This window comes from Sphingomonas sp. SP3, assembly GCF_058514305.1.
Genome location: NZ_JBZSOE010000001.1, coordinates 985,649 through 1,007,392, shown reverse-complemented (window position 1 = coordinate 1,007,392; position 21,744 = coordinate 985,649). Strand labels below are relative to the sequence as shown.

Annotated in this window: 19 protein-coding genes; 8 read left to right on the top strand and 11 right to left on the bottom strand. The window is 64.5% G+C overall.

The genetic code is table 11. The features are described 5' to 3' along the window. Positions 1 to 60: 60 nt before the first annotated feature. A complete protein-coding gene (locus tag AC4K8G_RS05300) occupies positions 61 to 1,017 on the top strand; it encodes a DMT family transporter (protein WP_491733126.1) in 957 nt (318 codons plus the stop codon). On the opposite strand, the gene AC4K8G_RS05295 is transcribed toward AC4K8G_RS05300, so the two are convergent. Beyond that, positions 1,018 to 3,003, bottom strand: a complete 1,986-nt coding sequence (locus AC4K8G_RS05295) for a M3 family metallopeptidase (RefSeq protein WP_491733125.1) — start codon at positions 3,001 to 3,003, stop codon at positions 1,018 to 1,020. A gap of 89 nt (positions 3,004 to 3,092) precedes the next feature. Between AC4K8G_RS05295 and AC4K8G_RS05290 the strand changes: the two genes are divergently transcribed. From AC4K8G_RS05290 to AC4K8G_RS05265, 6 genes are all read left to right on the top strand, one after another. After that, a complete protein-coding gene (locus AC4K8G_RS05290; RefSeq protein WP_491733124.1) occupies positions 3,093 to 4,496 on the top strand; it encodes a M20/M25/M40 family metallo-hydrolase in 1,404 nt (467 codons plus the stop codon). 9 nt (positions 4,497 to 4,505) lie between these two features. Next, complete coding sequence (locus AC4K8G_RS05285) at positions 4,506 to 4,769, top strand: DksA/TraR family C4-type zinc finger protein (protein ID WP_491733123.1); 264 nt, start codon at positions 4,506 to 4,508, stop codon at positions 4,767 to 4,769. Positions 4,770 to 4,787: 18 nt separating this feature from the next. Continuing rightward, complete coding sequence (gene rnr, locus AC4K8G_RS05280; protein WP_491733122.1) at positions 4,788 to 7,127, top strand: ribonuclease R; 2,340 nt, start codon at positions 4,788 to 4,790, stop codon at positions 7,125 to 7,127. A 194-nt stretch (positions 7,128 to 7,321) separates the two neighbouring features. Then, entirely contained in the window at positions 7,322 to 7,570 is a 249-nt protein-coding gene (locus AC4K8G_RS05275; RefSeq protein ID WP_491733121.1) for a hypothetical protein, read from the top strand. A 101-nt stretch (positions 7,571 to 7,671) separates the two neighbouring features. Further along, positions 7,672 to 8,274, top strand: coding sequence for an NADPH-dependent FMN reductase (locus tag AC4K8G_RS05270; protein ID WP_491733120.1), 603 nt, complete (start codon positions 7,672 to 7,674; stop codon positions 8,272 to 8,274). A 71-nt stretch (positions 8,275 to 8,345) separates the two neighbouring features. After that, positions 8,346 to 8,756 (top strand): DoxX family protein, encoded by a 411-nt coding sequence (locus tag AC4K8G_RS05265; protein ID WP_491733119.1) that lies wholly within the window; start codon positions 8,346 to 8,348, stop codon positions 8,754 to 8,756. Here AC4K8G_RS05265 and kynU read toward each other — a convergent pair. Next, positions 8,749 to 9,972, bottom strand: a complete 1,224-nt coding sequence (kynU, locus tag AC4K8G_RS05260; RefSeq protein ID WP_491733118.1) for a kynureninase — start codon at positions 9,970 to 9,972, stop codon at positions 8,749 to 8,751. The two genes, AC4K8G_RS05265 and kynU, sit on opposite strands and share 8 nt — an antisense overlap. Next, positions 9,969 to 10,523, bottom strand: a complete 555-nt coding sequence (gene dcd, locus AC4K8G_RS05255; RefSeq protein ID WP_491733117.1) for a dCTP deaminase — start codon at positions 10,521 to 10,523, stop codon at positions 9,969 to 9,971. Before dcd ends, kynU begins: the two co-directional genes overlap by 4 nt. A 191-nt stretch (positions 10,524 to 10,714) precedes the next feature. Here dcd and AC4K8G_RS05250 point away from each other — a divergent pair, with 191 nt between their 5' ends. After that, positions 10,715 to 12,238, top strand: a complete 1,524-nt coding sequence (locus tag AC4K8G_RS05250; protein WP_491733116.1) for a replicative DNA helicase — start codon at positions 10,715 to 10,717, stop codon at positions 12,236 to 12,238. A 63-nt stretch (positions 12,239 to 12,301) separates the two neighbouring features. Here the strand turns inward: AC4K8G_RS05250 and AC4K8G_RS05245 are convergent, their stop codons facing one another. The 8 genes from AC4K8G_RS05245 to AC4K8G_RS05210 form a co-directional block, all read right to left on the bottom strand. Beyond that, positions 12,302 to 13,753, bottom strand: coding sequence for a L,D-transpeptidase family protein (locus AC4K8G_RS05245; protein WP_491733115.1), 1,452 nt, complete (start codon positions 13,751 to 13,753; stop codon positions 12,302 to 12,304). Positions 13,754 to 13,788: 35 nt separating this feature from the next. After that, complete coding sequence (gene astD / locus AC4K8G_RS05240) at positions 13,789 to 15,252, bottom strand: succinylglutamate-semialdehyde dehydrogenase (RefSeq protein WP_491733114.1); 1,464 nt, start codon at positions 15,250 to 15,252, stop codon at positions 13,789 to 13,791. Beyond that, complete coding sequence (locus tag AC4K8G_RS05235; protein ID WP_491733113.1) at positions 15,239 to 16,588, bottom strand: protein adenylyltransferase SelO family protein; 1,350 nt, start codon at positions 16,586 to 16,588, stop codon at positions 15,239 to 15,241. Before AC4K8G_RS05235 ends, astD begins: the two co-directional genes overlap by 14 nt. 6 nt (positions 16,589 to 16,594) lie before the next feature. Further along, a complete protein-coding gene (locus tag AC4K8G_RS05230) occupies positions 16,595 to 17,188 on the bottom strand; it encodes an SCO family protein (protein ID WP_491733112.1) in 594 nt (197 codons plus the stop codon). After that, complete coding sequence (locus AC4K8G_RS05225) at positions 17,185 to 19,401, bottom strand: beta-glucosidase family protein (protein ID WP_491733111.1); 2,217 nt, start codon at positions 19,399 to 19,401, stop codon at positions 17,185 to 17,187. The genes AC4K8G_RS05230 and AC4K8G_RS05225 overlap by 4 nt, the downstream gene beginning before the upstream one ends. A 76-nt stretch (positions 19,402 to 19,477) precedes the next feature. After that, positions 19,478 to 20,359, bottom strand: coding sequence for a PhzF family phenazine biosynthesis protein (locus AC4K8G_RS05220; protein ID WP_491733110.1), 882 nt, complete (start codon positions 20,357 to 20,359; stop codon positions 19,478 to 19,480). Beyond that, positions 20,359 to 21,357, bottom strand: coding sequence for an alpha/beta fold hydrolase (locus AC4K8G_RS05215; protein WP_491733109.1), 999 nt, complete (start codon positions 21,355 to 21,357; stop codon positions 20,359 to 20,361). The genes AC4K8G_RS05220 and AC4K8G_RS05215 overlap by 1 nt, the downstream gene beginning before the upstream one ends. Further along, the gene (locus AC4K8G_RS05210; protein ID WP_491733108.1) at positions 21,357 to 21,728 is read right to left on the bottom strand and encodes a cupin domain-containing protein; all 372 of its coding nucleotides are present in this window, start codon (positions 21,726 to 21,728) and stop codon (positions 21,357 to 21,359) included. Before AC4K8G_RS05210 ends, AC4K8G_RS05215 begins: the two co-directional genes overlap by 1 nt. Between the last annotated feature and the right edge of the window lie 16 nt (positions 21,729 to 21,744).

Here is a 21,744-nt window from a genome sequence, read left to right as displayed (position 1 = left end):
ATACGCGTCCTGATTTGCTGAGACTGGAATCGCGGGCTGCACTAGTCCTTCGCTCCAGCCATGGCTAGGCAGCGCAAAGCCATGGGGGGCGCCAAATCCACCGATCGGCCAGCCGAGCCGCATGTCGCCCTGGCGATTGGGCTCCGCCTGCTTGCGGCGCTGAGCCTCGCAATCATGTTCGCTGGCGTCAAATGGGTAAGCCAGCGCGGTGTCAGCTTCGTCGAAAGCCTGTTCTACCGTCAGATCGGCACCGCCGCCTGCGCGGCGACCTGGGTCGCGCTCGGGCCGGGCATCGCCACGCTTCGGACGAAGCGGGTCGGCGCACATGTCGCTCGGATGAGCATCGGCGTCGTTGCCATGGGCCTCAACTTCCTCGCAATGATCATCCTGCCGCTCGCCGAAGCGACCTCGATCGGCTTTTCCGCGCCGATCTTCTCGACGATGCTGGCGGCACTCTTGCTCGGCGAACCCACGGGCAAGTGGCGCTGGGGCGCGGTGCTGGTCGGCTTCCTCGGCGTGCTAGTGATCGTCCAGCCGGGCGGCACGCATATCGACGGCTATAGCGGGCTGGTCGCGGTCGGCGCGGCCTTAAGCACCGCCTGCGCGACCATCGCGATCCGCCGGCTTGGGCAGACCGAGGCAGCGGGCACGACCGTCTTCTGGTTTGGGGCGAGCTCACTCATTCCGCTCGGGATCGTCATGCTGTTCGTCGCGAAAGCTCACGATCCCGTGACCTTCGCGGCCATCGCCGGCGTTGCCGTCTCGGGCGGCATTGCCCAGCTGGCGCTCACCGGCGCACTGAGGTTGGCTCCGGTCGCAGTGGTGCTGCCGATGGATTATTCGTCGCTGCTGTGGGCGAGCCTGTTCGGCTGGCTGCTATTCGACCAGGTCCCGTCGCGCTGGACCTGGGTCGGTGCACCGATCGTGATTGGCGCAGGCCTGGTCATCCTGTGGCGCGAGCAGCGCCTGCGCTTGCTCAAGAACGCCGTCGCCGCCGTGCCGGAGGTCAACGAATAGCTACTGGTCCTTCGCCATCTTCGCCTTGTAGGCGTCGATGCTGATCGGGCGGCCGAGGAAATCGGCGACGAGGTCTGCCGCTGGCTTCGATCCGCCCGGCGCCAGCACCAACTTGCGATAGCGCTCCGCCGTTGCCCGGTCGCGAAGCCCATTCTTTTCGAATTGCGTGAACAAATCGTCCGCGATCACGATCGACCAGCGGTAGGTGTAGTAGGCCGCGCCATAGCCGGCGAGGTGACTGAACCCGTCCTGGAACTGTGAGAAGGGCGCCGGCGGAAGCATGTCGTATTTCGCATCATTGGCGCGGGCTGTCGCGCCGAGATCGGCAGGCGCACTTCCCAGATAATATTGCAGCGAGACGTTGGTCAGCCCGAGCTGCCGCATGTCGTCCATGCCGATCGAGAAATAGCGGGCCTTGTTCATCTTATCGACGAGGTCGCGCGGGATAACGTTGCCCTGCGCGTCGACCGCGAACTTGGCCAGCGTGTCGTAATCGTAGACCCAGTTTTCGAGCATCTGCGACGGCGCCTCGACGAAGTCCCACTCCGTCTGGAAGCCGCTCATCCCTGCCCAGCGCTGATCCTGGCCGCCGAAGATGAAGTGCAGGAGGTGGCCATATTCGTGGAGGAAGGTTTCCACGTCACCATGCTCCATCACGCCTTCCGGCACGTTGAAGACCAAGGCGCCGACCGGCACCTGGCCGCGCGCGCCGTAGCGCAGCGGCACCGCATTCGCGTGCTCGTACTTACCGGGGCGCGGGTGGGCGTCGAAATAGAAGCGACCGATCACCTTGCCGTGATCGACGACCTCATAGGATTCGGCGGACTTATGCCACTTCGCTGTCTTCCACGGGCGGATATCGACGCCGAACATGTCCTCGGTCAGCTGGAGGATGCCGTCGCGGACCTTGTCGTAGGAGAAATACTTCCGCGCCTCCTGTCGGTCGTAGCCGTATGACTGCTTCTGGACGAGTTGGCTGACATAGCCGTTGTCCCACGGTTCGAGCTTGGTCGCGCCCGGCTGAAGCTGCTGCAGGACCGCGAGCTTCTTCGCATAATCGCGATCGGCAGCGGGTTTTGCCGCCGACGCCATGTCGTCGATCAGGGCCTGCACCTTGTCCGGCGTGTTCAGCATCCGGTCTTCGAAGTTTAGCGTCGCGTAATTGGGCCGTCCGACGAGCTTCGCCAGCTCGTCGCGCTTGTCGATAAGGCCGCGCAGCGGCGTGTCGTTCGCCGGGTAAGCGCGGAGCTGATATTCGCGATAGAAGCGCTGCCTGAGGTCGCGGCTCTTCGCGTAGGTCATGACTGGCACATAGTCGGTGCTGTCGGTGCGAAGCGTGATCTTGCCATCAGCGCCAGGCTTATGGGCGTCGATGAAGTCCTGCGGCACGCCATCGAGCTCGGCCGCGGTCACGGTGATCGTCCGCTGGCCCTTGGGGATATTGGATTCGAAGGTGGTGCCAAGGTTGGCAATCTCGTCGCCAAGCTTTTGCGCCTTGGCGCGGCCTGCCGCGTCGAGCGCGATGCCGGCGCGCTCGAATGCCTTGAGGTTGCGGTCGAGATAGAGGTTGGTCGCCGCGTCCGTCGGCGCCTTGATCGCCTTCAGGCGCTCGTAGATCGGGCGCGACAGCGACAGCTTGGTGCCCTCGCTCGCCATGCGCACTTCGCATTTCTCGGCGGCTTCGCGGCTGGCGGCGCTGGGCGATACCTGGCGGTAGAAGCCGGCTTCGCCCGAGCCGTCGCTGATCACTTCGACGATCTTATCAAAGTCGGTGAGGGTGGTGCCGGCAGTCGCCGCGCCCTTCGACTTTTCGAGCGCTGTGCGAAGCGCCGTGCTGCGCGCGACCAACATGGTGCAGCGCTGGTTGATCCGCGCGGCGGTTGGCGTGCCGATCAGGATCGGCGGGATCGCGGGCGCGGCCGCTGCAAAGGCATTCGTGCTCATCAGCGCGGTGCAGCAGGACAACAGGATCACGGATTTACGCATGGCGACTCTCCCCTCGGTCGGCCGCGACCCTAGCGAAGGTGAAGGGATGCGCAAATGCCGCTAAGCGAGCCTGCAAAGGGAGAGTCGCGATGCGTAAGCTGATTGCCGGATTAAGTGTGCTGCTGATCGGCGCCGCGCCGCCGCCTTCCGTCGACGCGAAGCTACGCGCGATCATCGCCCCGGTAAGCCAGGCGCAGCTGCGGCATACGATCGAGAGCCTGGTGAGCTACGGCACTCGCCACACCTTGTCGTCGCAGACGGATCCCAAGCGCGGCATCGGCGCCGCGCTCAACTGGGCCGACGCCGAGTTCAGTCGCTATTCCGCCGCGTGCGGCAATTGCCTGACGGTTCAGCGCACGAGCGAGACCTTCAGTGGGGATCGCCTCCCGGCACCGACCAAGATCACCGACGTGTTCGCGATCCAGCGCGGCACGGAACGGCCCAACGACGTGGTCATCATCCAGGGTCATATCGACAGCCGCGTGACCGATCCGATGAACGCTACCGCCGATGCACCGGGCGCCAACGACGATGGGTCGGGCGTCGCGGCGGTGATGGAAGCGGCGCGAGTGCTGTCGAAGCACAGGTTCCCGGGCACTATCGTCTACGCCGCGCTGATGGGCGAAGAGCAGGGGCTGTACGGCGGAAAGACCCTTGCCAATTACGCCAAGGCGCAGGGCTGGAACGTCGTCACTGTCCTCAACAACGACATCATCGGCAATAGCTGCTCATCCGATGGCGTATGCGACAGCACGCATGCCCGGGTGCTGTCGGAAGGTCCGCGCTCACAGGGGCAGGCGGAGCTGGCTGCGGCGACCCACAGCTTGGGGGGCGAGAATGACAGCCCGTCGCGCAACATCTCGCGCTATCTCGACAGCCTTGCCGACCGGCTGAAGATCGGGCTCGACGTGCGGCAGATCTGGCGCACCGACCGGTTCAGCCGCGGCGGCGACCATATCCCGTTCCTCGGTCTGGGCTTTCCGGCGGCGCGGATCAGCGTCGCGGTCGAGAACTATAACTGGCAGCACCAGGACCTGAGGACGGAGAACGGCATTCGCTACGGCGACACGATCGACCATGTCGATTTCGCCTATCTCGCCAAGATGACGAAACTGAACGTCGCCGCGCTGGCCGCCATCGCCAGCGCCCCGCCCCCGCCTGAGCCCAAGGTCGAGGGCGGCGTCGCGACCGACACGACGGTGACGTGGCCATATGATGGTGCAGATCATTATGTCGTCCGGTGGCGCCGGACCGACGCGAGCAATTGGGAAGCCTCGCGTCCGCTCAATCTGGCAGGCTGCGATCCGCTTATTCTCACCGGGACGCGCATTCCGGGCTGGGTACCAAAATGCAAAGTTGTCTTGCCCCACATCCGCGTCGACGACTGGGTGTTCGGCGTTTCTTCGGTTAGCGAGGACGGGTTCGAAAGCCCGGTTGCATCCGCGGTACCGGGCGGGGCGTTCAAGCCCTATATTGCGCCTGAAACGAAATAGGAGCTTTCGATGGCCGGCGGATGGACCCGCGATGGCGCGGTCGAGCAGCAGATCGAGGATACGGTGAAGGACGCGGTGTTGCGCGCCCGCGCGCTCACGCCGCAGGGCGAGAGCGCGGAGGAATGCGACGATTGCGGCGAGCCGATCCCGAAGAAGCGTCGCGATGCGGTGCCCGGCGTCCGCACCTGTATCGCGTGCCAGACGACACGCGACAAGGCGGTGGTCCACTCGACCATCAATCGGCGCGGCAGCAAGGATAGCCAGCTGCGCTAGGCGCGTTTAGGGCGAGACATGGCCCGACCGCCCCGAACACCGAGAACCCCCCGGCCGGCGCGCGACGCAAGGCCATCCCGACCTCCACGCAATCAGCCCGGCGGCTGGCCTTCCGGCCTTCCGACCCGCAAGCAGGTCCTCGACTTCATTGCCTCGTCCGACCAGCCGGCGGGCAAGCGCGAGATCGCGCGCGCGTTCGGTCTCAAGGGCAATGACAAAATCGCGCTCAAGGCTCTGCTCAGGGACATGGCGGATGAAGGCCTGATCGACAGCTCGCCGGGCCGTGCGTTTCACCAAATGGGCGGCGTCCCCAGGGTCACGGTGCTGCGGGTCCAGTCGGCCGACGACAGCGGCGCGGTGTGGGGGGTGCCCGAGCAATGGCATGCGGAAACGCCGCCGCCGCGGATCCGGCTGGTCGAGCGCGACCGCCGCAGTGCGCTCGGCATCGGCGACCGGGTTCTCTGCCGCACCGAGGAAAGAGGCGACGGTTACATCGGGCACCCGATGAAGAAGCTCGAGCGCTCGGCCGAGCTGGCACTGGGCGTGGTGCGGCGCGAGGGCGATCGCTTCTGGCTATCGCCGGTCGACAAGAAGGAACGGCGAGAGCTGTTCATCAGCGACTTGAAGGACGCCGAGCCCGGCGACCTAGTGCTGTGCGAGGTCAGCGGTCGGCCGCCGCGTGTGAATGCGCGGGTCGATGCGGTGCTCGGCGATCCGTTCGCGCCGCGCAGTTTCTCGCTGATCGCGATCCACAAGCACGGCCTTCGGCACGAGTTCGCGCAGGCCGCGATTGACGAGGCGCATCGCGTCTCAAAGCTGCCGCTGGGCGAGCGCGAGGACCTGACGCATTTGCCCATCGTCGCGATCGACCCGGAGGACGCGCGCGACCATGACGACGCTATCTGGGCCGAGGCGGATGGGGAGGGCGGCTGGAACGCGGTGGTCGCGATTGCCGACGTCAGCTTCTACGTCCGCCCCGGCTCCGAGCTCGACAAGGAAGCCGGGGCGCGCGGCAACAGCGTCTATTTCCCGGACCGCGTCGTCCCGATGCTGCCCGAGGAGCTGTCGGCCGACATCTGTTCGCTGAAACAGGGTGAGGACCGCGCGGCGATGGTCTGCCACCTGAAGATCGCGAAGGACGGGGAGCTCAAGAGCTGGCGCTTCACCCGCGCCAAGGTCCGCATTGCGGCGAACATCGCCTATGAAGATGCGCAGGCCGCCATCGATGCCGAGGGCGAGGAGCGGGTCGAGGTCAGCTCCCCGACCTGTGCAATGCCCCCCGTGGAAGGCCGCGTTCCGCAGGAGCTGGTCGACAGGGCCCTAAAACCGCTGTGGGCGTGCTGGCGAGCTTTGTTCGCGGCGCGCAAGAAGCGCGACCCGCTCGAGCTCGACCTGCCCGAGCGCCGGGTGGTGCTCGATGAGAAGGGGCGAATCATGTCGATCGCGCCGCGCGACCGGCTCGACGCGCACCGGCTGGTCGAGGATTTCATGATCGCGGCCAATGTCGCCGCGGCGCGCGCGCTCGAGGCCAAGAAGGCGCCCGTCATGTATCGCGTCCACGAGCCGCCGAGCCGTGAGAAACTGGTCGCGCTCAAGGATTATTTGAAAACCTTCGGCGTGGAGTTCTCGCTCGGACAGGTTGTGAAGCCCGGCACCTTCAACCGCATCATCGAGCGGGTCGGCGACGGTGACGGGCGCGAGGAAATCATGGAGCAGCTGCTCCGCACCCAGATGCAGGCGCGCTACGGGCCCGAGCGGCTCGGCCATTTCGGGCTGGCGCTCGCAACCTACGCCCATTTCACTTCGCCGATCCGGCGCTACGCCGACCTCCTCGTCCACCGCGGGCTGGTGAAGGCCTATGGACTGGGCGAGGGCGGCCTGCCGCAGGGCGACGAGGAGCGATTCGAGCAGATCGGCGAGCAAATCTCGATGCTCGAGCGACGCGCGATGGAGGCCGAGCGCGACACCGTCGACCGCTATGTCGCCGCTTACCTATCAGATCAGGTCGGTCAGTTGGTCGAGTGCCGGATCACCGGCGTCCAGCCCTTCGGCTTCTTCGCGACGGTCGAGGACCTCGGCGGCGACGGCCTCGTCCTCGCCAAGGACCTGGGCCAGGAATATTTCCGTTACGACGAAGGCGCGAGGCAACTGGTCGGCGACGAAACGGGGGAGACTTACAAGGTCGGCCAGCGGCTGACGCTGCGGCTGGCGGAGGCGAACCCGGTCAGCGGATCGCTGCGGTTCGAGCTTCCGGAAGGAAGCTACGGTGGACCGGCCACAGCACGCCGCGACCGCGTGCGAAGCACCGGCAAGCGCGGCCGTCCGCCTAACATCCGGCACCAATCGCGTCGCCGGTGATCGAGTCGGCTAGCTATTCGGTGGCCCGAAGCCACTGATCACGCATCATTAATTTGGGGTTCATCGACAAACGCCGTTCGTCGATGTGTCGTTCGACTAACACACCTCATTGGTCGGCGATTGGACAACGGGCGGGTGGCGTTTTCACACGCTACAAATGTAGATTCATGACTGCCTAAAAGGGAGTTTGGATCATGAACCGCATCACCGTTTCCGGCCTATTGGCTGCCGCTTCGCTGCTCGCTACCTCAAATGTCGCGCTCGCCGCAGAATCGACCGTCCAAGCCCCGGCTGCGACCGCAGACGCTGCCGCGCAGGACGCCAAGGCCGCTCCGGTCGAGAAAAAGATTTGTAAGCAGCTCGATCTCTCCGGCAGCCGGCTTCCGCGGAAGGCGTGCCTTACCGCGAAGCAATGGAAGCAGGTCGAAGAAGAAAATCGCTAAGTTTCCCGGGCGCCGGCGGTCCCCTCGGCCGCCGGCGTGTCCGTGCCATCGCAACCTTTGGTCGCAGCGGGTATTGGCGCTTCATTCTCAGGAGAAGCGCCATGCCTTATAAGATCGCAATCATCGTCGGCAGCCTTCGCGAAGGCAGCATCAACCGCAAGGTAGCGCGATCAATCTGCGGTCTTCGCAACGACAATCTCGATTGCTCGATGATCGAGATTGGCGACCTGCCGCTCTACAACCAGGACATCGACTCCAACCCGCCCGAACAATGGGTGAGGTTTCGCGAACAGGTCGGCCAGGCGGACGGCGTCTTGTTCTGCAGCCCCGAATACAATCGCGGCATTCCCGGGGTGCTCAAAAATGCCATCGATGTCGGCTCGCGACCCTACGGCCAAAGCGTGTTCGACAAGAAGCCGGCGGCGATCGTCACCGCGTCTCCCGGGTCGATCGGTGGGTTCGGCGCCAATCATCAGATCCGGCAGGCCTGCGTGTTCCTCAACATGCCAGTGATGCAGCAGCCCGAAGCATACCTCGGCCATGTCAGCGACGATGCCTTCGACGACAGCGGATGCTTGAAGGAAGGGCCGTTAAAGGACTTGATCAGCGTTCTCGCCCACGCATTCCACGACTGGGTGGAGATGATCCATCGTTCGCGCCGGTTGCTCGCCGAGGACTCGGCCCACGCGTCCCAGCGCAAGTAACACGCCTGATCCTTCTGGCGAGCCAGGCCGACCGGCGATATCGTCCCCCAATCGCTCACGGGAGGAACGGCATGGAATTCCGCTTTCTTGAAAGATATCAGCCGCAGCTTCTCGCGGTCTTGCGCGTCATCGTTGCCCTGTTGTTCATCGAGCACGCGACGATCAAATTGTTCGGATTTCCGCCCGGCGGCGCTCCGGGCCTGCAACCGGTCGGAACGCTCCTGTGGGTCGCCGGCGTCATCGAGATCATCACCGGTGCACTCGTTTTCCTTGGCCTCTTCACGCGACCGGCGGCCTTCATCGCGTCAGGCGAGATCGCAATTGGTTATTGGATGTTTCACGGACCGAAGAGCTTCTGGCCGGCGCTAAACAACGGCGAAGCCGCGATCCTGTTCTGCTTCGCCTTTCTCTATATTGCCTCGGCTGGACCGGGTGCATGGAGCGTGGATGGGACGCGCAGCCGGAACGCGCCGATCAGGTAACTTTCGATCGAGCGTGGAAGCGCGGCTGATCCCATTCGCGTGAGCTGAGCAGCTCGGCGAGGATCTCGGCCGCGCGGACCATCTCGCTGAAGCCGTTGTAGAGCGGCGCGAAGCCAAATCGCATCAGGTCCGGTGCGCGGAAGTCGCCGACCACGCCGCGCGCTATCAGCGCCTGCATGACGGCATAGCCTTCTGGGTGGGCGAAGACGACGTGGCTCCCGCGGTCCATTGCGTCGCGGGGGCTGGCTAGATGCACTTCTCCGCCGCAGCGCGCTTCGACCTCGTCGACGAACAGCTGCGACAATGCGCGCGACTTGGCCGCAAGGTCGCGCATCGCGATGCCGTCGAAGGTGGCGAGCCCGGCGTCCAGCGCTGCAAGTGCGAGGATCGACGGCGTGCCGGTGAGGAATTTCAGGATCCCGTCGGCTGGCCGGTAATCGTCGACGAACGCGAAGGGCGCGGCATGGCCCATCCAGCCCTGTAGCGGATTGGCTAACTCGTCCTGCAGCGCCTCGGCGACATAGACATAGGCGGGTGCCCCGGGACCGCCGTTCAGATACTTGTACCCGCAGCCGACCGCGAGCGACGCGCCCTCTGCGTGTAGATCTAGCTCGATAGCGCCGGCGCTGTGCGACAGGTCCCACACGACTAGCGCCCCGGCGGCTTCCGCGGCGCCATTGATCGCGGCCATGTTGTGGATGCTCGCGCTCCGGTAGTCGACATGGGTCAGGGTGACGACGGCGGTATTTGCGTTGATCGACCCGAGCACCTCTTCCGGCGACACTGCCAGAAGCTCGAGACCGAGCATGTTCGCGACGCCTTGCGCGGCATAGAGGTCAGTTGGGAAATTCGCCTTCTGCGAAAGGATGGTCCTGCGCCCGGGCCGCGTGCGCGCAGCCGCCGCAAGCAGCTTGAACAGGCAGATGCTGGTCGAATCCGCAATCAGCAGCTCGCTTGGCCTGGCGCCAATCAGCGGCGCGAGGCGCGCGGCGACCCTCGTCGGCCAGTCGATCCAGCCATGCTTGTTCCAGCTGGCGATCAGGTCGGCGCCCCACTGCTCCTCGGCGGTCTTCGCGAGCGCGGCCGGTGCGGACCTGGGCAGTGCGCCCAGGCTGTTGCCGTCGAGGTAAATCAGGCCATCCGGCAGCGAAAAACGTTCGCGGGCAGAGGCCAGCGGATCGGCTGCGTCGAGCTGGTGGGCGTCGTCGACTGTCACAGCTTGGGCAGCGTGACGCCCTTCTGCCCCATATATTTGCCGGCTCGGTCGGCGTAGCTCACTTCGCACGGCTCATTACCCTGTAGGAACAGGAACTGGCACGCGCCTTCGTTGGCGTAGACTTTGGCGGGGAGCGGCGTGGTGTTCGAGAATTCGAGCGTCACATGGCCTTCCCAGCCCGGCTCGAGCGGGGTCACGTTTACGATGATCCCGCACCGCGCGTAGGTCGATTTGCCGAGGCAAATGACGAGAACGTCGCGGGGCACCCGGAAATATTCGACCGTTCGCGCAAGGGCGAAGCTGTTCGGCGGGATGATGCACACGTCAGTCTTGCGGTCGACGAAGCTGTTCGCGGCGAAATCCTTCGGGTCGACGATCGCATTGTCGACGTTGGTGAAGATCTTGAACTCGTCGGAAACGCGCGCGTCATAGCCGTATGACGAGAGGCCGAAGCTGATGCAGCCATCGCGCTTCTGGGCCTCGACGAACGGCTCGATCATAGCGTTTGCTTGCGCCTGCTCGCGAATCCAGCGGTCGGATAAAATCGCCATGTGAGCACGCCTAACGAGCCATGCGGCCCCCATCAATTGAGCCGCATGATTTCTGTGGATGGAGCTCACGCCGGCTTTTTCGGGCTTCCGCCGCACGGCGTTACGATTCGTGCACAATCTATCCACAGGGGAGCGTGCCTGTGCTAATTTGTTCTCGTTGCCGCGGGGCCTTGGCGGCGTAGGAGCAAGCCATGGCCGAAATCATCCGTATCGCCGAGTCCGCGTCCGATCAGGCGACTCAGGCCCTCCCTCAGAATATCGAAGCAGAAGCGGCGCTTTTGGGCGCGTTGATGATCGATAACCGGCTGATCGAGGACGTTCAGCTAAAATTGCGGCCGCATCATTTCTTCGAGCCGCTGCATGCCCGCATCTACGAAGCCATTCTAAAACTTACGGATTCAAACCGGGTCGCGAATCCGGTGACATTGCGCCCGCTTTTCGAGGGCGACGAATCGATAAAAGAAGTTGGCGGCGTCCAATATTTAGCGCAATTGACGGGATCGGGCGCGGCCGTGATCGGGGCAAGGGACTTCGCTCAACAGATCTACGATCTGGCGTTGCTTCGAGCCCTGATCGGCGTGGGTCGCGACCTGGTCGAAGGCGCGCTCGACACGAGTGAGGACGTTGCCCCCCTCGCTCAAATCGAGCGCGCCGAGACCGAGTTATACAAGGTAGCCGAGGAGGGGGGAGCCGAGGGCAAGGCCAAGTCCTTCTCCGAAGCTACCAAGGAAGCTCTGGAGATGGCCGAACGCGCGCTAAACAGCGGCGGCCATCTTTCAGGCTTCACTACCGGCCTCGATGCGCTCAATTCCAAGATCGGCGGCCTCCACAAATCGGACTTGATCATCGTCGCGGGTCGCCCCGGCATGGGCAAGAGTGCGCTCGGCACGAACATGGCCTTCGCCGCGGCGCAGCGCTTCCTTCGCGACGTCTCAGAAGGGGTTGAGGCGGAGAAATCGGCCGGCGCCGCTGCCTTGCTGTTCAGCCTGGAAATGTCGGCCGACCAGCTAGCCACGCGTATCCTGTCGGAGCAGTCGGGCATTACGTCCGAGAACCTGCGCACGGGGCGCATCACCCAGCAGGAATTTCGCGAGCTAGCGCGCGCCGCCGCCGAGCTCCAGAGCCTTCCTCTTTATATCGACGACACGCCGGGCTTGACGATCGCCGCGCTGCGCACGCGGGCGCGCCGGCTTAAGCGCCAGAAAAATATCGGCGTGGTCGTGGTCGACTATCTCCAGCTGCTCCAGGGCAGCGGCCGGAGCGGTAACGACAACCGCGTGCAGGAAATCTCGGAAATCAGCCGCGGCCTGAAACAGCTCGCCAAGGAACTGGACGTACCCGTGATCGGCCTGTCGCAGCTGAGCCGCGCGGTCGAACAGCGCGAGGACAAGCGGCCCCAACTGTCTGACCTTCGCGAATCCGGCTCGATCGAGCAGGACGCCGACATCGTGCTCTTCATCTATCGCGAGGATTATTACCTCAAGGGGACGGAGATCGAGATGCCGACGCCGGAGGAAGCCTCCGCCAGCCTCGACAAGGTTACCAAGTACGAAGAGTGGAAGCAGAAATACGATGCCGCTGCGGGGAAGGCGGAGATCATCGTCGCCAAGCAGCGCCACGGTTCAACCGGGATCGTCAGGGTCAGGTTCGACGGTCGGACAACCAAGTTCAGCGACGCAGTCGACGAACGCTATTTGCCCGAGATGCGGAACTAGTCGGCAGTTCCGGGGGAGGGGGACGAGGGCGTCGGACTTCGTGTCCGGCGCCCTCTGTCGAATTTACGGCCCGATATCGTCGCTGCTTTCGGGCTGTTCGATCTTCTGCGGCTCGCCGGGCGCGAGCTCGAGCGCCTTCGCGATATTGTCGTCCCAGCCATAGACGTCAGGTCGGAACTGGACGCGCGAGCCGTCCCAGAACGCGGTCTGGTAGAGCAGGCGGACGAGAAGTGGGTTCGGCAGCTTGATGAAGGCCTCGTCATCCTTCTGCATCGCAGCGGAGAATTTATCGAGGATGCCTTCCTGCTGCGCCAGGCTGGTCGCGAACTGGACCGCATTTTCGACCCGGACGCAGCCATGGCTGCGATGGCGGTCGGTTTCCGCGAAGACGGCCTTGGCCGGGGTGTCGTGGAGGTAGATCGCCTCATCATCGTCCATGTCGAACTTGACCAGGCCTAGTGAGTTCTTCGGGCCCGACTTCTGGATCCACTTGCCGTTCTTCTGGACGTAGCCGTTACTGGCGAGCCAGCTCCCGCTCTTGGTCACCAGCTCTTTCGCGGCGATTCCTTCGGGGATGTTCCAGACCGGCTTGGCGACCAGGTTGACGATTGGGGCCTGCAGCTGGGGCGTCGGCTTGTCGCTCTCGCCATTGATCACCTTGCGATGGTCGACGTGCTGGCCGTCGCGCCAAAAATCGAGGAAGGAGGCGGCGGTGTTCACGTCGATCCGCGTTTTGGGCGGGTCGCGCTTGAGCCAGCGAAGCCGCTCCATGGCGACGGCTAGCTGGCGCGCGCGCTGAACGGGTCCCCAGCTCAGCGCCCCGATGGTCTCCTTGCCTAGAACGCCGTCGGGCTTGGTGCCCATGTCCGACTGATACTGCTTCACCGCGGCAACCAACGCCGGCGTATAGACAGTGGGATCGGGAGTGCCTTGCGCTTGTTCGGGGATGTATCCGCCCGAGCGAAGCACCGCGACGATGGCCGGGATACGGGTATCGCGCGCACCCGGCTTGATCGCGGTGTCGGACGGTATCTGCTGTTGACCGCCTTGCCCCGCGAGCTTCGCATAGTGGACGAAGGCCTGGCTCAGTGCCTTATATTCGTCGGTCTGGGGCGCGAGCGAATTCAGCCACTCCCCGACGTTGCCGTTCTGGATCGCCTGCTGGAGGCCGGCGCGAACGTCGGTCTTGGGCCGGGGGATCGTGTAGACCTCGTGCAGCTTGTTAGGGTCGGTGTAGCCGTTGGCCAGCGCCGAAGCATATTTCAGACCGGCCTGGACCAGCGCCGGCCCGTCTTCGCTGCCTTTCAGGAAGAGCTCCGTCTTCAAGCCGTGCATGGGCGCTTGCGCGATTGCCTCGCGCAGGTCCTTCTCGGCCTTGTCGTTCAGGGAAATGCTCTCGCCAGACGCATTGGCGCTTGCTTGGTTGGATCCGCTTCCCGCCTGCGAGCAGGCAATGAGGGAAACGCTGGACAGGGCAAATATCAGGGCTTTGCCGGGCCACGATTGCTTTTTCACGGCGGATGAACGCGGCGGGAAACGAAAAAGGTTCGTTAGTCCTCGAGCATGTCCGGATCGCGGATGCCTTCGCCCAGCGTTGCGCGCGCCCGGTCAGCTTCGCTGCTCGTCACCGGATAGGCGCAATAGTCGGCCGCGTAAAAGGCGCTCGGACGGTGATTGCCGCTGAGCCCTACGCCGCCGAACGGCGCACTCGATGGCGCACCGTTGGTCGGCTTGTTCCAGTTGATGACACCGGCGCGGACGCTGGCCCAGAACTTGTTGTACATTTCGGGCGTGCCGCCAACGAGGCTCGCGGCAAGCCCGAAGCGCGTGTTGTTTGCCTCGGCGATCGCCGCATCGAAATCCTCGACCCGGATGATTTGGAGCACCGGCCCGAAAATCTCTTCGTCCGGACGATCCTTCATGTCGGTCACGTCGATCAAGCCGGGCGTCAGGTAGGGCCGCTCCTCAAAGGGGCGATCGAGGCGACGAAGCGGCTTGCCGCCCTTCATCATCAGGTTGAGCCATTGCTCCTGGACATGGTCGGCGGCGCCATTGTCGATGACCGGCCCCATGAACGGCTGCGGGTCGGCGAATGGTTGGTCGACGATGAGCCGGTCGAGCACCGACTGGATCTCGGCGATCAGCTTGTCTGCCTTGCCCTCCTCGACAATCAGCCGGCGCGCGGCCGTGCACCGCTGGCCCGCGGTCAGATAGGCGGACTGGACTGCGATCGCCGCAGCCGACGGAATGTCCTTGGGATTCCACACGACCAGCGGATTGTTGCCGCCCAATTCGAGCGCGAGGATTTTGTGCGGCATGTCGGCGAATTGTCGATGGAGCGACTGGCCCGCGCGGGCCGAGCCGGTGAAAAGCAGGCCATCGATGCCCGGCTCCGACGCGAGTGCCTTGCCCTGCTCCGGACCGCCGATCAGCAGCCGAACCACGCCCTGCGGAATCTTCGCCTTGTGCAGGCAATCGACCAGGAAGGCGCCGACTCCAGGCGTCTTTTCGGATGGTTTGAACACCACCGCGTTACCGGCGATCAGTGCCGGGATGATGTGACCGTTGGGCAGGTGCGCGGGGAAATTGTACGGACCCAGCACCGCGAGCACGCCATGCGGCTTGTGGCGGATTGCAATCTTGTTGCCCATCGCTGCCTCGAGCTTCCGCTGCGGCGTGCGCTCGGCATAGGCCTCGATCGAGATGTCGACCTTGTTGACGACCGCGCTGACCTCGGTCTTTGCCTCCCAGTAAGGCTTGCCCGTTTCCTTCGAAATCAGCTCGGCAAACTCGTCCGCGGCTTTGCGCACGACATTGGCAAAGCGGCGCACGGCCTCGATGCGATAAGAGGTGCTTCGCGCCGCCCATTCAGGTGCGGCTTCGCGCGCTGCGGCGACCTCGGCCGCGGCATCGCCGATCTCGCCCGACCAGACCTGCTCGCCGGTGGCGGGGTTGGTCGACGTGAGGGTCTTTGCGGCAGCGTGGCTCCGCTCTTTTTCCTTAACCTGCTGCATCCTGCTCCATTGCCTCGCCCATGCGGCGGATCGCTCTAACCTTGTCCTCGAAGGGCTGCCAGTCGTCGGCGTCGGAAATCGCCGCCCAGATCGCTTCCACCTCCTCGATATGCATCGAACAAGGGCCCTCGTCCGACCAATATGGGTGCTTGGGAACTCGAGTGCGACCCTCCAGCGCCTTGGCCAGCGCCCGGAAGGGCTCGGACGCGTAGGCGGCCGCACCTGGTTCGCGCCCGCCGCGCCAGTCGAAGAAGACGCGGTCAATTGGGACTTCGCGGGAAGCCAGCGCGGTGATGAGCGCGGCTGCCACATCGCGATCGCTAGCTACGCCGAGCCGCCGGCACATGGCGTCGACCAGCGCGGTTTCGAATCTCCTGCTCCAGTCGCCGAGCATGTCGCTTAGCTTTTGCGCTTCGGCGATCAATGACAGGCAGCCGGCGAGTTGCGCGACGTCCCAGTGAATCGCCTCCGGCTGCCGGCCGAAGCTGTAGAGCCCGTAATGGTCGAAGTAAGCCGCGGTGAAGTCAGCGTCCCAGTCTGGCGTGAACCGCCACGGGCCGTAATCGAAGCTTTCGCCGGTGACGTTGATGTTGTCGCTGTTGACGACGCCATGGACGAAACCGGCCGCGAGATAAGAGGCCGCAAGCTTCGCAGTCGCCTCGCTGACGAGGTCGAACAGGTGCAGCGGATCGTCCCCTGGCTCGCTGTAGAGATTGGCGAGACAATAGGCAGTGAGCTTCTTGAGGTTGTCCACCTCCCCGAAGAAGGCGAGCCGCTGGAACGTGCCGATGCGGATGTGCCCGTGGCTGAGGCGCGTGAGCACCGCGGAGCGGGTAGGCGAGGGCTCGTCCTCGCGTTCCAATTCTTCGCCCGTCTCGAACAGCGCAAAGCTCTTCGATGTGTTGACGCCGAGCGCTTCGAGCATCTCGGTCGCGAGGACCTCGCGCACACCGCCTTTGAGGGTCAGGCGGCCGTCGGCGTGGCGGCTGTAGGGCGTCTGGCCGGATCCCTTGGTGCCAAGGTCGAGCAGACGACCCCTGTCGTCGCGAAGCTGGGCAAAGGTGAAGCCGCGGCCATCGCCGATCTGCGGATTGTACACGCGGAACTGATGGCCGTGGTAACGCAGCGCGAGCGGCTGCGGCACGTTGTCGGGCATTGGTTCAAAGCGGCAGAAATGCGCCTCCCAGCCGGCAGCATCGAAATTGAGGCCAACCCGTTCTGCCCATCGCTGGTTGAGGAAGCGGGGGATCGCTTTCGGGAATTTCGCCGGCTCGACCGGATCGTAAAAATCGGGACCGAGGTCGAGGATCTTCGGATCGGGTCGGTAAGAACTCATCCCTCCCTAACCGATCAGCGCCTTCAACGATGCGATCGCGCTGTCGTCAGGCTCCGTCGGCGTAATCGTGCCGACGAACTCGCCGCCGCGGTCGAACAGCAGGACGGTCGCCGTATGCTCGAACTGCTTGCCCATTGCCGCGTGGGGCATGGGCTGGGCGAAGATGCCGTACTGCTTCTTCACCTGGTCGATCTGCGCCTGGCTGCCGGTAAGGCCGATGATCGGCGAGCCGAACAGCTCGGCATATTGGCCGACTTCCTTTGGCCGGTCGTTGGCCGGATCGATGGTCACGAAGACGATATTGAGCGCTTTCTCCGGCCCGGCCGCGCGCCGCAGCTTCACCAGCCGCGACAGGGTCGTCGGGCAGACGTCGCCGCAGCGCGTGAACCCGAAGTAGATGGCGTAGGGCTTGCCCTCGAGCGACTGACTCGAGAACAGCTTGCCGTCGCCGCCGGTGAGCGTGAATGCGCCCCCAAAATTGGTCTTCGCGGTGGTCGAGCCGGAAGAGCCGGTCGAGCTCCTGTGCGTAAGCAGCATAACCCCGGCTGCGACCGCAACCACGGCGACGAGCGCCCAAAGGATCAAACGAAGGCGCTTCATTGGTGTGCGGCGCTCCACAGGCTGTCGGGCAAGGTCACGGTCACGCTTTGCATCGTGTCGTCCGCCGCCTGTCCGAGCAGCAGGCGATATTCCCCGGCCTTGATGTGCCAATTGTTGTTGGCGGCCTCATAAGTGGCGAGCAGGCGCGGGTCGACGCTCAGCTCGATGCGCTGCGACTTGCCCGGCTTGAGGTCGGCCTTGGCGAAGCCGCCGAGACGCTTGGGCGCTTCCCAGCCGGCCTTTTTCCAGTCGGCGGGCGCTACATAGACCTGGCCGACGCCCTTGCCCGCGCGTTTTCCAGTGTTGCGGATTGCGAAGCTAGCCTTGATCGCCTTGCCGTCGGGCGCTGCGGCGAGGTCGGACACCGCGAAGCTGGTGTAGCTGAGACCGTGGCCGAACCAGAAGAGCGGCTTGTAGCCCTTCACGTCGTACCACTTGTACCCAATTGCCGCTCCCTCGTCGTAGAGCACTTCGGCCGGCGTCCCGTCAGGCTCGCCAAGGCCCGCAATATCCGGCCGCGCGAGCTGGTCGGCCGAGGCCGGGAAGCTGATCGGGAGATGGCCCGAAGGATTGACCTTGCCGGTGAGGATGCGAGCGATCGCCGGACCGCCACGAATGCCCGGATAGAAGGCTTCGAGGATCGCCGGCACGTCATCGACCCACGGCATGTAGATCGCGGCACCGGTCTCGGCGACGACGATGGTCCTGGCGTTGGCGCGGACGACTGAGGCGACGAGGTCGTCCTGATTGTCGACCATGGTCAGGCTGGCTTCGGAGCCTTCGCTGTTGTGGCGGGTCACGAACACGATCGCGACGTCGGCTTGGCCGGCAAGCGCTGCGGCCGCAGCGTGGTCCGTACCCGCGTCGAACGCGATCTTGGCCCTTGGGAGCTCCTTGCGAAGCGCGTCGAGCGGCGGTGAGGGCAAGTAGCTATGCCCACCGATCTTCTGGTCGCCGCCGAGCGGCGTCACATCCGACGAGCCCGCGCCGGCGAGCACGCCCTTGTCGGCATGGCCGCCAATCACCGCGATCGACCTGACCCCCCGCAGGGGCAGCAAATTGCCCTCGTTCTTCAGCAGCACCAGCGACTCTTCCGCCGCCTTTTGGGAGACGAAAGCGTGCGCCGCGTAATCGACGGGCGTGACCTTGATCGGGTCGTCGACCGGCCCTTTCGCGAATAGTGCCCACAGGATACGGGTCACCATGTCGTCGAGCCGCGCCTGCGAGATCGCACCGGATGCGAGAGCGGCCTTCATTGCCGGCGGCGAGAACCAGCCCTTGTCTTCCTTGCAGCAAAAGCCGGTGAACTGATCGAGGCCATTGTTGGCTGCGCCGACGGTCGAGTGAACCGCGCCCCAGTCACTCATCACGAAACCCTTATAGCCCCAGTCGCCCTTGAGGACGGTGTTGAGGAGGTAATCGTTCTCGCAGCCCCAGCGTCCGTTGATGAGGTTGTAGGAGCACATCACCGAACCCGGCGAGCTCTTCTCGATCGCCAGCTCGAACGCGAGCAGGTCTGACTGGCGCATCGCCGCGGCGGAAATGGTCACGTCAAGCGAGGTGCGCAGCGTCTCCTGGTCGTTCACGGCATAATGTTTGATGGTCGAGATGATGCGGTTGGACTGGATGCCGTCGATCAGCGCTCCGGCCATCGTGCCCGCAAGCAAAGGATCCTCACCGACATATTCGAAGTTGCGGCCGTTCCTCGGCTCGCGCGCCAGGTTCACGCCGCCCGAGAGCATCGTGTTGTGGCCGGTCGCGCGCGCCTCCGCGCCGATCATCACCCCGCCCGCGCGGACCACCGCCGGATCGAAGCTCGCGGCAGTCGCGAGCGACGACGGCAAAGCGGTGCTGGGAATGAAGCTGTTGCGGACGCCGATCGACGCGTCGGTCTGGGTCTGGTCGGGGATGCCGAGCCTCGGAACGCCGGGCACGAAGCCCGCCGAACCCTTGACCTGGTGGGTCACGACATAGGTCTTGAGCTCGGGCGAGACGATGTCGTCCGGCACCTTGGACAGCTCCGTCATGGCCTGGTCGGAATAGCCGAAGATGAGCCGCAGCTTTTCATCAAGCGTCATCGCGGCGACCGCTGCCTGCGCACGGGATTCGGGCGAAAGCTTCGGATCGAGCCATGGCTGGTCCGCCCCTGCGGCCTGCGCCGATGACCCAACCAGCATGGCGAGCGAAGCGGCGATCAACGCGATCCTGTTCATCCGAAACCCCTGAGCCTGAGCGGCAATCGGAGTCGCCATGTTCGCCTGCGATGTCCAGTCCAGTTTTACGGGCCGGTCACATCTCGATCGAGCCGTGGAAGATCGGGACGCAGGTGCCGCCCACGCTCGCGCGAATACCGTCGGAAGCGCGATGCGCATTCACCTTGAGCGCGCTCGGCCGGCCCATTTCGACGCCCTGTATGATGTCGATCGAAACATCGTCGGCACCCGAATGATGCAATAGCAGCGCGCCGAGGGTCGCGCTGGCGCTTCCGGTCGCCGGATCCTCCCAAGTGCCCGCGAGCGGCGCGAACATGCGTGCGCGCACCGCGGCGGCGTCCCGCGCGTAAAGGAACACCGACAGGCGGCGGCCAGGTTCCTGCTTCGCGGCGAGCGCGCGAAAGGCGGCGAGATCCGGCGCCGCGCTGGAGAGCTTGTCCGCCGCCACCTCGACCAGCACAAACTCGACGCCGACGGTCGCGCGAACCGGCCGGTGCGTGTCGATTACCACGTCGTCGGGCGAGAGCCCGATACACGGGGCGAGAGCGGCGGGATCGATTTCGCCGAGCAGCTGCAGCGGTTGCGGTGCGTCGATCTCGGCTCCATTAGCCTCTGCGTTTGAGCCAGCCAGTCTGACGCTGACCAGGCCCGCCATTTCCTCAAATTGAAGCGTGTCGCCGAGCTCCGGGCGAAGCCGGGCGAGGACGAAGGCGGTGCCGACGTTCGGGTGTCCGGCGAAGGGCATTTCGGCGGTTCGGTTGAAAATGCGGACCTGCGCGCTGTTGGCTGGGTCCTTCGGCGGCAGGACGAAGGTCGTCTCCGAATAATTCATCTCTGCTGCGAGCGATTGCATGTCGGCGTCGGTCAGGCCTTTTGCATTGGTGAAGACCGCGAGCGGGTTGCCGCCGAAACGTGTCGTCGTGAACACGTCGACGGTCGCATAATCGTATTTGCGCATCAGCCCTTCTTCAGTTGCTCCAGAACCCCGTCGATCGCCTGCAGCAAAACGTCCGGCTGGTCCAACTGGATATAATGGCCCGAGCTGCTCACCGGCAGATGACGCCCGCGAAGCGACAATCGTGCGGTCTCTTCGTGGAGCTTCAGGCCCTGGTCGGCGCCGAGCTGGTCGACCGGATCGGTCGATGGCTCTTCGAGGTGAGTGAGGACGACGAGGGGCTTCGAGCCAAACATGCCGGGGCGGAACAACTGTGCGTAGGCTTTGTCCGATTCGTCGGAGCCATAAACGCTGTTGAGGACTTCCGACGCTTGGGCGGCCTGGAAGCCAGCGGTCGCCTGCACCTTTTGCCGCTCGGTATTGATCTGATCGCCGAGCGCCGGACGCGGAGGATCGGAGCAGCGGCGATAGTCGAGCGACGAGGGGTCGAGCCCATTTGGCTGCGCGATGGTCGCGCAACGGCGATAGCGCTCCATCAGCCCGGCGATGAAGCTCCTGTCGGAGAGCTCGGCCTTGGTAGCGGTGTTCGCACCGTATTTCTCAATCGCCCACGCCCGTGTCCGGTCCCAGTCCCGCTCCTCGGACGGGTCGACCAGGACAAGCCCGGCGACATCCTTGGGGTGGAGCGCGGTATAGAGCTTCACGTTGAACCCGCCGAGCGAGTGGCCGACGAGCACCACCGGTGTGGTGAACCGCGCTTTGATGAGCGCGTGCAGGTCCTCGACGATAGCAAATGGCGTTCGCGCCACGGGCGCTGGATCGCTTTTTCCCAAACCGGCGCGGTCGTAGGCGCAGGCGCGGGCTCGATCCGCAAGCCGGGGCAGGATCGTGGCCCATACCAGCGACCAGTCGCTCCCCCCGGCATCGAACAGGACCGTTTGCGGGCCGTTGCCAACACAGGTCATTGCCAGTGAGCGGCCGGGCGCAACTTCCACTCGCGTCGAAGCGGGCAGCGCTGGCGCGGTGACGGCGGCCGCGAGCGCCGCGAGAAGAAACGGCATCAAAGCTCCACCGCGTGGGTCGCGGTCTTCACGTCCCCGGTGTTCGGCGTCCCGTCCGGGTCGATCAGGATCAGCTTAACGACCCCTTTGCGCGCGGCCGGCCGATGCTCGACGCCCCGTGGCACGAGCAGCAATTCGCCCGGCCCGACAGTCACGACCTTGTCGCGGAAGGCCATTTCGAACTCGCCTTCCAGGATTACGAACAGCTCGTCGGTCTCGTCATGCTTGTGCCACACCCATTCGCCCTCGGTTTTGCAAAGCCGAACCTCATTGTCGTTGTACCGGGCGACGATCTTGGGCGACCATGTCTCGTCGAATGTCGCGAAGCTCTCGGCGAGGTTGATTTTAAGCGGTTGCGTGCGGTCAATCATGTTCCACCTCCGCGCG